This window comes from Diaphorobacter sp. LI3 (genome assembly GCF_022807955.1).
In the GTDB taxonomy this organism is placed as follows: Bacteria; Pseudomonadota; Gammaproteobacteria; order Burkholderiales; family Burkholderiaceae_C; genus Diaphorobacter; species Diaphorobacter nitroreducens.
This window is the reverse complement of the sequence record NZ_CP094346.1, coordinates 4026236-4040109: the sequence shown is the minus strand read 5'-3', so window position 1 is coordinate 4040109 and position 13874 is coordinate 4026236. Positions and strand designations below refer to the sequence as shown.

The window sequence follows — 13874 nt, the reverse complement described above, 5'->3', positions numbered from 1 at the left end:
GAAGTGCAACACCCTCACCAAGGGTAATGTACGCAAATGGGAACGAGATACGAGCACTTGCAGCCAGAAGACAGAGTGACGCTGGCATCGCTGCGCCAGCAGGGCTGGAGCATCAGGGCCATAGCCCGCCTTCAAGGCCGCAGCCCCAGCACCATCAGCCGTGAGTTGCGGCGCAACGCCTGCCACGGCGGTTACGCCAGCGCGCCTGCGCAGCGTCTGTGCCAGCTGCGGCGCATTCAGGCCAAGCCATACCCCAAGCTGCACAGCTGCGGGGCGTTGTGGACTCTTGTGACCACCATGCTGTGCTGGCTGTGGTCGCCCCAGCAGATTGCACGCACACTCCAGCGCATGTATCCCCAGGACCCAACCATGCATGCCTCGCACGAGAGCATCTACACCGCCATCTATGCATACCCACGCGGTGAGTTGCGCCGCCAGCTCATCGCACTGCTGCGCCAAGGCAAGAGTACACGCCGCCCGCGTTCAGCAGGCTCTGATCGGCGTGGTCAGATTCCAGACATGGTCTCTATCCATGTTCGCCCACCCGAGGTCAATGATCGCGTGATCCCGGGGCATTGGGAGGGGGATCTGATCAAGGGTGCTGGCAACCAATCGGCGGTGGGTGTGCTGGTAGAGCGCTCAACGCGCTTGGTGCTGCTGTGCAAGATGCCTGACGCATCCGCAGACAGTGCGCTGGCCGCGTTCACCAACAAGCTGCGCCAGATCGCACAGCCGATGCGCCAGACGCTCACCTACGACCAGGGCAAGGAGATGGCCCGGCACAAGGAACTCGCCCAAGCCCTTGGCATGCGGGTGTACTTTTGTGATCCGCACAGCCCTTGGCAAAAAGGCAGTTGTGAGAACACGAATGGGCTGCTGCGCCAGTTCATGCCCAAGGGCACAGACCTGAGCATGCATGACCAGGATGCGCTGGACTCCATGGCCGATCTGATGAACAACCGTCCTCGTCAGACTCTCGGCTGGGATTCTCCCTACCAGGCTTTTCAGCGATTCATGGCGGCTATCGCCGAGAAAAGCTCCGCTACCATTCATTGAATATCAACCAGCGGTGTTGCACTTCAGATTTGAGACCGCCGAGTCATTTGATGGCTCTTCGTCATTTCGTGTGGAACCCAACAGTCACAATGACTCCTGGTCGTCGAGCCCGGTGGGCATGTGTGCAGGCCGCTGGCCGGCCTGTGCACATGTCCACGAGGCGTGTTTGATCAGGAGGATGAGTCCATGGGCATTGCCGTAGAAGCTCTGTTCACCAGCGCGCTGGGCTTGCAGCCGCCGTGGGTCGTCGATGACGTCAGGCTCGACACCGCCAAGCGGCGTATCGACTTCGAGATCGGCTGCCACACCAGCAGGCTCGCCTGCCCGGCATGCGGTGCGGCCACGCAACCGGTGCACGACCGGCTGCGCCGATCCTGGCGGCACCTGGACTTCTTCCAGTTCGAGGCCTGGCTGCATTGCGACGTGCCGCGCGTGGCCTGCGGTGCCTGCGGCAAGACCACGCAGGTGGCCGTGCCCTGGGCGCGTCCGGGCTCGGGCTTCACCGCGGCGTTCGAAGCGCTGGCGCTGACCTTGTGCCTGGACCTGCCGGTGCGCCAGGCCGCCGAGTTGCTGCGCTGCAAGGACAAGCGGCTGTGGCGGCGCATCGAGTTCTACGTCGAGCAGGCGCGTGCGCTGGAAGACTTCGCCGGCGTGCGCACGGTGGGCATCGACGAGACCAGCCTGCGGCGCGGGCAGCACTACATCACCGTCGTGCACGACCTGGATCGCAAGCGGCTGCTGTTGGCCACCGAGGGGCGCGAGCACCGCACGGTGGTGGAGTTCGCCGAGGATCTGAAGGCCCATGGCGGCGATCCCGCCCAGGTGCGGCACGTGTGCATGGACATGAGCGCGGCCTACGCCAAGGGCGTGGCGCTGGCGCTGCCCCAGGCGCAGATCAGCTACGACCGCTTTCACGTCGTCTCGATGGCCATCGATGCGATGGACCAGGTGCGCCGCGCGGAGATGGCCACCGACGCGCAGGCGGTGCGAGCCGCGCTGGGCGCTGGCGGCCGCAAGACGCTCAGGCAGCTGCTGTGGGGCATGCGGCGCAACCCCAGCACCTGGAGCGCCCGCCAGATCCAGGCGATGCACTGGCTGCAGCGCTCGACGCTCAAGAGCGCGCGGGCGTGGCGGCTGAAGATGGCGCTGCGCGAGGTGTACGCGCGGGCCACAGCGCACAACAGCATCGAACAGGCCGCATCCGACCTCAGGGCCTGGCTGAGCTGGGCGCGGCGCTGTCGGCTCGAGCCGTTCAAGAAGCTGGCCGCCACGCTCAAGGAGCGGTTCGACGCGGTGGTGCGCAGCATGGTCGATCACCGCAGCAACGCCTTCGTCGAGGCGATGAACGGGCTGCTGCAGCAGGCCAAGCGCGCCGCACGCGGCTTCAGGACGAGCCAGAACTTCATCGCCATCGCCTACCTGCGCATGTCCAAGCTCAAGCACCTGCCGGCCAGCCCGTTCGCGCCGGCGATGCCCCAGTGACGGTGTTGCTTTCCACACGAAACGACATGGAGCCATAAAAGGGGGCGCTTTTTGCGGCGGAGTTTTTGCATTGATGCCGGCTTTGTCTTTGTATTGGCATTGCCTTTCCTTGTACTATTTATCCGGCCGCCACTGACCAATTTTTGGCCTGTCATGGTTGCATGGTTGGGTGTTGGCTTAGCATCTTGTTTGCTAGGTATTGCGGGGGAATGCCTCGAACCTGTCAGGCGACAAGCGTTTGCGCAGCAATGCGCTGCCGGTCTCCTCCTCGCCTCCCTCCTCGCCAGCGCCATCGGCCTGCTGCAGTACTTTGGCGTTGCGCAAGCAGTAAGCGACTGGATCCACCCATCGCAGCCCGGCGTAGCCATGGGCCAGTTGCGCCAGCGCAACCAGCAGGCCTCATTGCTGAGCTTGGGTTTGTGGGCGTTGTGGTGGGTGGTGGCGCAGTCCATTCAAGGCCAGGTTGATCAAGGTACGGCGGTGCGGCAAGGCACGAGATCCATGGCCACAGTGGGGCTGGGCTTGCTCGTGGCATGGGCGCTGGCCTTGCTGGCGGTGGGCAGTGCCGCCACTGCCTCGCGCACGGGGCTGGCGCAGTGGCTGGTGTTGTGTACTGCTGTTCTGGTGGCGTGCGAGCATGGGCTGGGTGCCTCTGGGGTTGGCGCTGGCCGGTTTGCTGCTCTACGGCTGGGCGGCGTGGCTGTTGCCGGAGCTGTTGTGGCAATGGACGGGCTTTCAGGCCGATGGGCTGTTCAGCCGCTTTGGGCAAGCGCCGGGCTGCACCAGCCGCGGTGTGTTGTGGGCCAATGTGTGGCACCTGATCCTGCAAAAGCCATGGACGGGTTGGGGCTGGGGTGAGCTGGACTATGCGCACTACATCACCTTGTTTCCAGGCGCGCGGTTTTGTGTCTTGCTCGACAACGCCCACAACCTGCCTTTGCACCTGGCGGTGGAGCTAGGCCTTCCCGTCACGTTGTTGGTGTGCGGCTTGGTTGCGTTGTGGGTTTGGCGTTCCCGCCCCTGGGCGGAAACCGACTCCGTGCGCCAGCTGGCCTGGGGGATCCTGGCGCTGGTGGGGCTGCACAGCATGTTGGAATTTCCGCTGTGGTACGGGCCGTTCCAGTTGGTCACGCTGTGGGCCTTGGCGCTGCTTTGGCGCGGGCCTGGGCTGGATGCAGCCGTACAAGTCGTGCGGCGCGTGCCCTTGGGTCTGTGGGCGGTGGTTGCGGTGGCGGGTCTGGTGCTCTGGGGGGCGCTGGGGTGGCAGTACCACCGCATCAGCCAGATCTACACGCCTGTGGCGCAGCGCATGCCTTCCATGCGCGACAACCCCTTGGCGCAGGTGCAAGGCAGTTGGGTGTTCAAGGACGCCATTGCCTTTGCCGAGCTGACCACCATGCCGGTCAACCGCGACACTGCCGAGCGGGCGCACGCGCTGGCCCTGCGCATGTTGCACTATTCACCCGAGCCGCGCGTGATCGAGCGCCTGATCGAGAGCGCCACGCTGCTGGGCCTGGACGACGAGGCGGCGTTCCATTTGCAGCGCTACCGGGCGGCATACCCCAAAGACCATGCGCGCTGGCAGAAGAAGAACGGGATGTCGGGCGAGCCGCTCATGCCTTGTCGGGCGCCGGGTGTGGTTGTGGCCCCGTCGTCGTCATAGGCACGTCTTCGTACAGGGCCTCCAGCGGCACTTGTAGGCCCACACTGGCCCATTCGACGTGGCCCCCAGCCTCGATGGGGTGCAGCACCCAGCGCTTGCTGTCGCCATCGCGGCGGAATAAGTCCAGGCTCAGGCGCTCGGGATCGATCAGGGCGTATTCGCGCAGTGTGGGCAGCTTGCGGTAGGCAGCAAACTTGGCGCCGCGGTCGTAGGCGCTGGTGGCGGGGGACAGCACTTCCACTACCAGCACGGGGGCACTCTTGCTGTGGCTCTGCCCACGGTCGCTGTCGGCGCAGGTGACGAAGACATCGGGGTAAAAAAACGCGTTGTCTTCTTCCACGCGCAGCTTCATGTCAGAGATGAACACGCTGCAGGGGCTGCCGCGCAGGTGGTTGCGCAGGGCCATGTACACATTGCCTGCCACCGTCACATGGGCGTCTGACGCGCCCGCCATCGCAAATACCTCACCGTCGTGGTACTCGTGCTTGGTGCTTTGCTCGGCCTCCCAGGCAAGGTAGGCCTGGGCATCAAAAAACGGCTGTGGTGCGGGTAGGGACATGGCTCGCTCCGGGGTAGGTGGTCATGGTAGCAGTCTGCGCCTGGCAAGGAGCATCGTGCATCAGTCCGCCACATAACTCCCCGACTTGCCCCCGTGCTTTTGCAGCACGCGCACGTCGTGGATGGACATGCCGCGGTCGGCCGCCTTGCACATGTCGTAAATGGTGAGCAGGGCCACCTGCACGGCGGTGAGGGCCTCCATCTCCACGCCCGTGGGGCCCACGGTTTCCACCGTGGCGGTGCAGGCAATGCCGGTGGCGCCGGGGTACTGTGCGCTGGCGGGAGCAAAGTCCAGCGCCACGCGGGTCAGTGCCAGGGGGTGGCACAGGGGGATGAGGTCGCTGGTCTTCTTGGCGCCCTGGATGCCGGCGATGCGCGCTACGCCGAGCACGTCGCCCTTCTTGGCGGTGCCCGACTCGACCAGCGCGAGTGTGGCGGGCTGCATCTCGATGCGGCCCGTGGCAATGGCCACGCGGTGCGTGGCCGGTTTGGCGCCGACGTCCACCATGTGGGCCTGGCCTTGGGCGTCGAAGTGGGTGAGGGGAGAGGGGGTCGTTGTCATAAGGCGGGTTTACAACCGGGTGCGAAACATTCCAATGGCCGGGGCATCATACGGCCATGTGCAGATGGCCGCGATTGATGGCCGGCCCGTTCCCGCGGGTGAAGGAGTGTTGTGCAAGGTTCTCTACAAAATTGGCTTCCAGCGCCCAGCTGGAAAGCGCTGACAGCTTCTTTTTTTATAGCATTTGGCTCCCTGCAAGCACCGGCTGTGGTGGCACAGCCATCGCTGCCCACACTGGGAGACGGCCTTGAGATGACGACCAGCGCCGAGCGCAAGCTGGGCGACCGCATCATCCGCGAGCTGTACCGCGACCCGGATTACATCGATGACGCGGTGCTGAATGAGTATGTGCAGGGCCTGTTCCAGCCACTGGTGCAGGCTGCCAAGGCGCGGGGGGAGTTGTCGCCCGAACTCGAGGAACGCTTTGCCTGGGAGATCTTGCTGGGCCGCGACCGTACGGTGAACGCATTTGCCCTGCCGGGCGGCTACTTCGGCGTGCACCTCGGGCTGATCGGCGTGGTGAGCACGCGCGACGAGCTCGCGTCGGTGCTGGCGCACGAACTCAGCCATGTCACCCAGCGCCATATTTCACGCCTGATCGCGCAGCAGGGGCGGCAGACGCCACTGATGCTGGGCGCGCTGATCCTCGGCGCGCTGGCTGCGAGCCGCAGCCCCGATGCGGCCCAGGCCCTGATGGTGGGTGGGCAGGCGCTGGCCGTGCAGAGCCAGCTGAACTTTTCGCGCGACATGGAGCGCGAGGCCGACCGTGTGGGCTACGGCCTGATGGCGCCCGCTGGCTTTGCGCCGCAGGGCTTCGTGGGCATGTTCGACAAGCTGCAGCAGGCCAACCGCATCAACGACAACGGCAGTTGGCCCTACCTGCGCAGCCACCCCTTGACCACGCAGCGCATTGCGGACATGCACAGCCGCATCCCGCCGGGTGCGGCGCAGCCCGCGCGGGCTACGCTGGAGCACCTGATGATGGCTGCGCGCGCGCGCGTGCTGATGCGCCCCGGTGTCGATGCTTGGCGACAGTGGGTTGCCGAGCCGCAGGACGCCGGCTTTGCCGCACGGCCCGCACCGCAGCGGGTGGCGGCCTGGTATGCGGCCACCCTCAGCGCGGTGCAGTTGGGCGACATGGCGGCTGCGCGCAAGGCGTTGCGTGCGCTGCAGTCCAGCGCAGGTACCGATGCTGCAGCGTTGCGCCAGGCGCGCCTGCTGGGTGCTGAGCTGGAGCTGGCTGCGGGCGATGCGCCCGCGGCGCTGACGTACCTGCAGGGCAGCGTCGTCACGGAAGGCAGCGGTGTGCCCAGCGCGCCCGCGCCCGCACGGCCAGAGATGCTGCTGCGCACCCAGGCCCTGCTGCGCACGGGCGCGGCAGGCGAGATGGCGGGGCCCTTGCAGACCTGGGTGGCCACGCATCCTCGGGACGCGACCGTCTGGCAGGCGCTGGCGCAGGTATGGCAACAGCAGGGGCAGCCCCTGCGCGCCGTGCGCGCCGAGGCCGAGGCACACGCCGCACGCTATGACTACGCGGCCGCGGTGGATCGTTTCAAGGCGGGGCAGGACCTTGCGCGGCGCAGCAGCGCGGCGGGGGATTACATCGAAGCGTCGATCATCGACACGCGCCTGCGTGCCGTGGAGTCACTTCTTAAGGAACAGGCCGCCGAGCGCTGATTCGATCAGCATGCCCAGCAGAGAGTAGATCAGCGAACCGATCAGCGCGGCGGTAAAGCCGTGTACCTGGAAACCGTCGCCCAGCACCGACGCGGCGGCCCAGAACATGAGCGCGTTGATCACGAAGAGGAACAGCCCGATGGTGACGATGGTCACCGGCAGCGTCAGCACCACGAGGACCGGGCGCAGCACCACGTTGAACAGGCCGATCACAAAGGCCGCGATCAGCGCAGCGCCGAAGCTGCGCACCTCCACGCCGCTGTAGAGGTAGGCCACGCAAAGCAGGGCGGCCGCGCTCAGCAGCCATTTGAGCAGTAGTCGCATGGCGCGCAGCATAGCACCGGGCCGGTGAATGCGCCGCGCCGCATGCGGCATGAGCGCGTGTAAAAAAAGCCGGCCCATCTGCGCTTGCAAGCGATGGGCCGGCTGGGCTGAACCGTGGTTTTGCCGAGTCCTGCCGTGCCGATCAGTCGGCGGCCAGCATGAACAGCAGGCCCAGGCTGGCGAGCGAGCCGGGCACCGTCCAGCGCCGTGGCGGTTTGCGCACGATGACCGGCGCGGCGGCGGGCGCTGCGTCGGTCGGGGTGTTCACCTCCTGTTCCAGTTTGGGGCGACGGGCGTCTACCACCCTGCACGCGCCATGCTCGGACTGCAGCTGCGCCAGCAGCTCGGGCAGCGGCCCCTTGGCCAGCACCGTGCTGATGGGCGCACCCTCCGCCCGCAGCCAGGGTTGCAGCTGGGCAAACAGCTTGTCCGCCCATTTGGCGCGCCAGTTCTCGCGTGCGCTATGGCTCACCCATTTGCTGATGCGGTGCGTCATGCGCGGTGCGCAGGCCACCAGCACCCAGTGGATCGTGCCCGCAGTGGCGGGGGCCGCCAGCGGCTCCAGGACTTGCCGCGCGTAGGCTGCGTCGTCCACATACACGATGACCTTGTCCATGGCGGATCTCCTGTCGGTCCTATGGGTGCGTGTGCAGGAAGGCCTGTTTCAGCCGTGCTGTGCAGGGGCCGTCTTGCCGCGCTGCGCGACGATGGCCTTGCCGATCACCAGCACCAGCAGGGCGCCGGCCACGCTGGCGGCGTACTTCAGGGTGTCGGACTGCTCCAGCTTGAACATCCACTGCCACTTGTCGGGGTTGGCCAGTGCGGGGTCGGACACCAGCATGCCGCCGGCGATCCAGCCCAGCAGCATGCCGCCGGCGGTGATGATGGCCGGGAAGCGCTCCATGAGCTTGATGACCAGTTGGCTGCCCCACACGATGATCGGGATGGAGATCAGCAGGCCCAGCACCACCAGCAGCAGCGAGTGGTCGCCCGCGTTCTGTGCGGCGCCGGCAATGGCGATCACGTTGTCCACGCTCATCACCAGGTCGGCCACGATGATGGTCTTGATGGCGGCCAGCAGCTTGTCGCTCTCGGCCACGCTGCCGTGGCCGTCCTCGTCGGGGGCCAGCAGCTTCACGCCGATCCACACCAGCAGGATGGCGCCCACCACTTTCAGGAAGGGCAGGTTCAACAGCGTCATCGCGAAGGCAATCAGGACCACGCGCAGGATGATGGCGCCCGCCGTGCCCCAGATGATGCCCTTGGTGCGCTGCGCGGGGGGCAGCTTGCGGCAGGCCAGGGCGATCACCACGGCGTTGTCACCACCGAGCAGGATGTCGATGATGATGATCTGCCCCAGTGCAACCCAGAACTCGGGTGAAGTCAGAAATTCCATAAAGTCCTCGTTATCAGTAACCGAAAGGAGGCCCGCAGCCACTGTAGGTGGCGGTGGGCGGCTCCGCAAGAGAGACACTGCACGGTGACCAGGGACTCGTCCACCCGCGTGGGTTGCGACGCGCGAAGAGGTAAGGACGGCCTTGATCAGCCCCGCAGGGCCATCAAAGGTCTTGCTCAGCCGCGTGCGATGCGTGGCGCATGCCGGGCCCGGGCTGCCGGAAGCGGTGCGCTTCGTACTGACGACAGACCGAGAGCCTCTGCACCCCGGGGCCGATGGCCGTCAGGACTTGGAGGTCAGGAGCTACTCCCCTTCGAACCTGCGATTGGAACATGGCACGCGGGCGGCGCGCAAGCGGCAGGCGTTTTTTGCGCAAGGCGGTTTGAAGAAAATGTTGCCAGACGCGCGACGGAATATGTCTGCCATGCTATTTAAAACATAGCGAATGGCCCTGGCGGCCCCGCCGCCATGCGCATGGAACACACCGGGGCGGGCGGTATCATCGGCGCGCCCCTACCTGCCATGTCCTGCATCCACGTCGCCGATATCGAAGCCGCCATCAACCATTGGCGCGCCCGCGCCCCATCGCCCGATGGCGTGGGACTGGCGCCGGAAATCGAGGCGCTGGCCGAGGTGTATGGCCGCATGGTGTTTGCGCGGGCCGAGGACGTGGCGCCGCAGCAGATGCCCGCCGCGGCGCTGGCGGCGTGGCTGGCCTGGTACGAGACCACACCCGACACACCGTGCATCGCCATCTGCTCCACCAGCCAGGGGGATGAATGGTGCAAGGGCTGCGGGCGCAGCTTTGCCGAGGTGCAGCACTGGCTGGCGATGAGCCCGATGGACAAGCGCGCCGTGTGGCGGCGCATCACCCGCGAGGGCACGGCGCTGCGCTTCACGCGCTATGCCGAACGTGCGGCCGAGCGCCCCGCCGATTGCTCCGGCGGCGCTCCCGGCGCTGGTTGACCGGCTTTACGGCGGGGCGCGCGCCGGCTAAGGTGGCCGCATGCTGCGTTTGACCCAGGCCCCCGATATCGCCATGGCCACGCTGTGGCGCGACCTGCTGTGCGAAGCCGGCATGCCCGCCAGCGTGCAGCGCCAGCATCTGGGCGCGGCGGCGGGCCACCTGCCGCCAGGAGAGTGCCTGCCCGAGATCTGGCTGACGTACCCCGAACATGCAGAACGCGCCCGTGCGCTGTTGCGGGAGTTCCAGCATCTGCCGCAGCGCCAGTGGCGCTGCCACGCGTGCGGTGAGGCGATCGAGGGCGGCTTCGAGCAGTGCTGGAATTGCGGCGCCTTGATGCCGCAGTAAATTGCTATTTATTCAGGAGCTGGTAGCGCTTGTTGGTCGGGCGCTAGAGGTGTTTTTTGCTCAAAACACCATGTTACTTCCAGCGCAGCGGTTCCACATGCACGCTGCCCAGGGTGCTGCTCAGCGTGAGGCCGCCTTCCTGCACCGTCGCCTGCAGCTGCATGCTGCGCTCGGCCAGTGTTGCCAGTTGCTGGGCGGCGTCGGCGGGCAGGCGCCAGACCTGCAGCTTGTCCAGCCGCGTGAGCTTGTTCTCGATGCCCTTCCACCACACTTCGGCTGCGTGGTGAAAACAATAAACGATGACCGCATCGGATTTGCTGCAGGCCTTGGTCAGCGGCTTGTCCTCGGGCTGCCCGACCTCGATCCACAACCGCTTGCGACCCGTGAAGTCGGTCAGCGATACGTCCGGATCCTCCGGATCGGACAGGCCCGCGCCGAACGCCAGCGTGCCATCGCCCTGGCAGGTGTCCTGCAGTTCATGGGCCTGCAGCGCCAAGGCGGCCAGCCGCACCATCATGCGTTCGTCGGTCTCGCTGGGGTGGCGCGCCAGGGTGAGTGCATGGTCGGCGTAGTAGCCGTGGTCGATGTCCGCGATTTGCAGGTTCGCCTTGAAGATGGTGGACTTGAGGGCCATGGGATGCTTTCAAAATGAGAGCTGCCCGCGCTTGACTGGCAAGCGCGGGCAGGCAAAAAGGCTCAAACCGGCTGGATCAGACGCGGCGGGCCAGCTCGGCCGCCTTGCCGGTGTAGCTGCCCGGCGTCATGGCCAGCAGGCGGTCCTTGTCGGCTTGGGGGATCTCCAGGCCGTTGATCAGCGCGTGCAGCGCCTCGGCCGTCACGGTCTTGCCGCGCGTGACTTCCTTGAGCTTCTCGTACGCGCCCTGCACGCCGTAGCGGCGCATCACGGTCTGGATGGGCTCGGCCAGCACTTCCCAGCTGGTGTTGAGGTCGTCGGCCAGGGCTTCTTCGTTCAGCTCCAGCTTGTTCAGGCCGGTCATCAGCGAGGTGTAGGCCAGCGCGGCGTAGCCCAGCGCCACGCCGATGTTGCGCAGCACGGTGCTGTCGGTGAGGTCGCGCTGCCAGCGGCTGATGGGCAGCTTTTCGGACAGGTGCCTGAGCAGCGCATTGGCCAGGCCCAGGTTGCCCTCGGCGTTCTCGAAGTCGATGGGGTTGACTTTGTGGGGCATGGTGGACGAGCCGATCTCGCCCGCCTTGAGCTTTTGCTTGAAGTAGCCCAGGCTCACGTAGCCCCAGATGTCGCGCGAGAGGTCCACCAGGATGGTGTTGGCGCGGGCGATGGCGTCGAACAGCTCGGCCATGTAGTCGTGCGGCTCGATCTGGATGCTGTAGGGCTGGAAGGTGAGGCCCAGGCCCAGCGGCTCGGGCGTCTCCACAACCTTGCGGCTGAAGGCTTCCCAGTCGAAGTCGGGCCAGGCCGACAGGTGGGCGTTGTAGTTGCCCACGGCGCCGTTCATCTTGCCCAGGATCTTCACCGCCGCGATGCGCTCGCAGGCCGCCTGCAGGCGCACGACCACGTTGGCCAGCTCCTTGCCCACCGTGGTGGGGCTGGCGGTCTGGCCGTGGGTGCGGCTGAGCATGGGCACGTCGGCAAACTGGTGGGCCATCTCGCGCAGCTTGAGCACGATGCGGTCCAGGCCCGGCAGGATGACCTGGTCGCGGCCCGAGCGGATCTGCAGCGCATGGCTGGTGTTGTTGATGTCCTCGCTGGTGCAGGCGAAATGCACGAACTCGGCAGCCTTCTCCAGTTCGGGTCGGGCCTCGAACTTGGACTTGATCCAGTATTCGACCGCCTTCACGTCGTGATTGGTGGTCTTTTCGATGTCCTTGATGGCGCTCGCGTCGGCCTCGGAGAAGTTCTTCACCAGGCCCAGCAGGTAGGCGCGCGCGCCGGTGGACAGCGGCTTGAACTCCGCAAATCCCGCGTCCGACAGCGCGATGAACCAGGCCACCTCCACCTGCACGCGGCGGTGCATGTAGCCGTGCTCGCTCATGATGGGACGCAGGGCGGAGAGTTTGGCGGCGTAGCGGCCGTCAAGGGGCGACAGGGCGGTGATGGTGGACAGGCTCATGGGCCGTCATTGTAGGTGGGCGCCTGGAATGCTGAGGGGCTGCGGCCGGCGCGCCCGCCCCTAGAATCGCGCTCACCCGACCAACCCCATTCCCCCAGCCGCTGCACACCACCATGAAACTGATCGGATCGAATACGAGCCCCTACGTGCGCAAGGTGCGCGTGGTGCTGGCCGAGAAAAAGCTGGATTACCAGTTCGTCGAGGAGAACGTGTGGGCCGACGACACGGCCATCAGCGCGTCCAACCCGCTGGGCAAGGTGCCCTGCCTGATCATGGAGGGCGGTGAGGCGGTGTTCGATTCGCGCGTGATCGTGGAATACCTGGACACGCTGTCCCCCGTGGGCAAGCTCATTCCCGCCCTGGGGCGCGAGCGCGCCGAGGTCAAGACCTGGGAGGCGCTGGCCGACGGCCTGCTGGACGCCGCCATCCTCGCGCGCCTGGAGGCCACCTGGGCCGGCCGTCAGGACGGCGAGCGCAGCCAGGCGTGGATCGACCGGCAACTCGCCAAGGCGCGCGCCAGCCTGCAGTCCATGAGCAAGGGGCTGGGCGACAAGCCTTATTGCAGCGGCATCCACCTTACGCTGTCGGACATTGCTGTCGGCAGCGCGCTCGGGTGGCTGGAGTTCCGCTTTCCCGACATCGCCTGGCGCACGGACCACCCTAACCTGGCCCGCCTGATGGACAAGCTGATGCAGCGCCAGAGTTTCATCGACACCCAGCCGCGCTGAACCGCCGACCCGCTGGGCCTAAAGAAAAAGCGCGCCTTCCGTGAGGAAGTGCGCGCTTTTTGCTGCGGAATAAAAAAAGTTGCGAAGCGCCCCGAAACGAATGAAGAGAGGGAGGGAGGAGAAGCGCCCCAGGGTTGCAGCCAGGCCGGGCCTGGAAGGCTTCGCAACGTTAAAAACGGTTATCGGATCACGCCGCGATGGACTCGCGGCCACGGTTAACTCCTAGAGTGGGGGTGATGGTAAAAAGTTCCAGATCTCACCCATAAAAAAATTCAAAAAAAATTCACCAAGCCTCAACGCGGCGCCGCCAGTTGCTGCTCGATGGCCTGGACCAGCGCTTTGCTGTGGGGTTCCGCCGAACTTCCGTAGCTTCCCACCACCTTGCCCGAACGGCTGACCAGGTACTTGTGGAAGTTCCACCGTGGCGTCTGCCCCGCGGACGCTGCGGCGAGCTGGCGGTACAGCGGCAGGGCTTCGCTGCCCTTCACGTGGCTCTTGGCAAACATCGGGAAGCGCACGCCAAACGTGTTTTCGCAGAACTGGGCGATCTCGGTGTTACTGCCGGTTTCTTGTGCAAAGTCGTTCGACGGAAAGCCCAGCACCACCAGCCCTTGGTCGCGGTAGCGCGCGTACAGCTCTTCCAGGCCCTGGTATTGGCCGGTGAAGCCGCAGTAGCTGGCCGTGTTGACCACCAGCAGCACCTTGCCGGCGTATTGGCACAAGGCCTGCGGCGCCTCGTCCTGCAGGCGCGGCACGGTGTGCTGCAGCAGAGTGGGGCAGGCCTGGGCGTCTACTGCGGGAGTCGCCGCAATATCCGCCGCCTGGGCGGCGGGGCCCAGCAGCGTGGCGCATAGGAACAGCGGCAAGGTCAGGCGTGGCATGGTGCAGGGATGGCGGGGAGGGCAAAAAGCCCGTACACGCCGCCATTGCACCATGTCTGCAGGCGGCGAAAAAGTTTTTGGCTATCGACCATGCTGAAAGCATGGGTTTCACCTTGTTGCGATCTGACCGCCCTCGATGCCGGAT

Annotated in this window: 15 protein-coding genes and 1 pseudogene; 8 read left to right on the top strand and 8 right to left on the bottom strand. The window is 65.8% G+C overall.

Going from position 1 to position 13874, the window contains the following annotated elements:
• Nucleotides 1-36 precede the first annotated feature (36 nt).
• From MRB47_RS18840 to MRB47_RS18825, 4 genes and pseudogenes are all read left to right on the top strand, one after another.
• Entirely contained in the window at nucleotides 37-1056 is a 1020-nt protein-coding gene (locus tag MRB47_RS18840; RefSeq protein ID WP_252100635.1) for an IS30 family transposase, read from the top strand.
• 186 nt (nucleotides 1057-1242) lie between these two features.
• Nucleotides 1243-2538 (top strand): ISL3 family transposase, encoded by a 1296-nt coding sequence (locus MRB47_RS18835; protein ID WP_252101325.1) that lies wholly within the window; start codon nucleotides 1243-1245, stop codon nucleotides 2536-2538.
• A gap of 153 nt (nucleotides 2539-2691) precedes the next feature.
• Nucleotides 2692-2940, top strand: a pseudogene (locus MRB47_RS20040) (polymerase); the annotation flags it as partial.
• Between the two features lie 235 nt (nucleotides 2941-3175).
• The gene (locus MRB47_RS18825; RefSeq protein WP_252101464.1) at nucleotides 3176-4201 is read left to right on the top strand and encodes a PglL family O-oligosaccharyltransferase; all 1026 of its coding nucleotides are present in this window, start codon (nucleotides 3176-3178) and stop codon (nucleotides 4199-4201) included.
• On the opposite strand, the gene MRB47_RS18820 is transcribed toward MRB47_RS18825, so the two are convergent.
• On the bottom strand, nucleotides 4152-4760 hold the full coding sequence (locus tag MRB47_RS18820; protein ID WP_252101463.1) for a Uma2 family endonuclease: 609 nt from the start codon (nucleotides 4758-4760) through the stop codon (nucleotides 4152-4154). The two genes, MRB47_RS18825 and MRB47_RS18820, sit on opposite strands and share 50 nt — an antisense overlap.
• 60 nt (nucleotides 4761-4820) lie before the next feature.
• The gene (moaC, locus tag MRB47_RS18815) at nucleotides 4821-5321 is read right to left on the bottom strand and encodes a cyclic pyranopterin monophosphate synthase MoaC (protein ID WP_252101462.1); all 501 of its coding nucleotides are present in this window, start codon (nucleotides 5319-5321) and stop codon (nucleotides 4821-4823) included.
• A 111-nt stretch (nucleotides 5322-5432) separates the two neighbouring features.
• Between moaC and MRB47_RS18810 the strand changes: the two genes are divergently transcribed.
• Entirely contained in the window at nucleotides 5433-6998 is a 1566-nt protein-coding gene (locus MRB47_RS18810; RefSeq protein ID WP_252101461.1) for a M48 family metalloprotease, read from the top strand.
• Here MRB47_RS18810 and MRB47_RS18805 read toward each other — a convergent pair.
• The 3 genes from MRB47_RS18805 to MRB47_RS18795 form a co-directional block, all read right to left on the bottom strand.
• Nucleotides 6966-7322 carry a phage holin family protein gene (locus tag MRB47_RS18805; protein ID WP_041836445.1) on the bottom strand — a complete coding sequence of 119 codons (357 nt, stop codon included), beginning with the start codon at nucleotides 7320-7322 and terminating at the stop codon, nucleotides 6966-6968. The genes MRB47_RS18810 and MRB47_RS18805 overlap by 33 nt on opposite strands.
• 142 nt (nucleotides 7323-7464) lie before the next feature.
• Entirely contained in the window at nucleotides 7465-7938 is a 474-nt protein-coding gene (locus tag MRB47_RS18800; RefSeq protein ID WP_220638164.1) for a hypothetical protein, read from the bottom strand.
• A 48-nt stretch (nucleotides 7939-7986) separates the two neighbouring features.
• Nucleotides 7987-8718 (bottom strand): TerC family protein, encoded by a 732-nt coding sequence (locus tag MRB47_RS18795; protein WP_252101460.1) that lies wholly within the window; start codon nucleotides 8716-8718, stop codon nucleotides 7987-7989.
• 522 nt (nucleotides 8719-9240) lie between these two features.
• Here MRB47_RS18795 and MRB47_RS18790 point away from each other — a divergent pair.
• Complete coding sequence (locus MRB47_RS18790) at nucleotides 9241-9684, top strand: DUF3717 domain-containing protein (protein WP_252101459.1); 444 nt, start codon at nucleotides 9241-9243, stop codon at nucleotides 9682-9684.
• Between the two features lie 40 nt (nucleotides 9685-9724).
• Nucleotides 9725-10030, top strand: a complete 306-nt coding sequence (locus MRB47_RS18785) for a putative signal transducing protein (protein WP_011807111.1) — start codon at nucleotides 9725-9727, stop codon at nucleotides 10028-10030.
• A gap of 73 nt (nucleotides 10031-10103) precedes the next feature.
• Here the strand turns inward: MRB47_RS18785 and MRB47_RS18780 are convergent, their stop codons facing one another.
• A complete protein-coding gene (locus MRB47_RS18780) occupies nucleotides 10104-10664 on the bottom strand; it encodes a YaeQ family protein (RefSeq protein WP_011807110.1) in 561 nt (186 codons plus the stop codon).
• A 76-nt stretch (nucleotides 10665-10740) separates the two neighbouring features.
• Nucleotides 10741-12120 carry an adenylosuccinate lyase gene (gene purB / locus MRB47_RS18775; protein ID WP_011807109.1) on the bottom strand — a complete coding sequence of 460 codons (1380 nt, stop codon included), beginning with the start codon at nucleotides 12118-12120 and terminating at the stop codon, nucleotides 10741-10743.
• 113 nt (nucleotides 12121-12233) lie between these two features.
• On the opposite strand from purB, the gene MRB47_RS18770 reads away from it, so the two are divergent.
• Nucleotides 12234-12848 (top strand): glutathione S-transferase family protein, encoded by a 615-nt coding sequence (locus MRB47_RS18770; protein ID WP_011807108.1) that lies wholly within the window; start codon nucleotides 12234-12236, stop codon nucleotides 12846-12848.
• A gap of 293 nt (nucleotides 12849-13141) precedes the next feature.
• On the opposite strand, the gene MRB47_RS18765 is transcribed toward MRB47_RS18770, so the two are convergent.
• On the bottom strand, nucleotides 13142-13729 hold the full coding sequence (locus MRB47_RS18765) for a glutathione peroxidase (RefSeq protein ID WP_252101458.1): 588 nt from the start codon (nucleotides 13727-13729) through the stop codon (nucleotides 13142-13144).
• Nucleotides 13730-13874 lie beyond the last annotated feature (145 nt).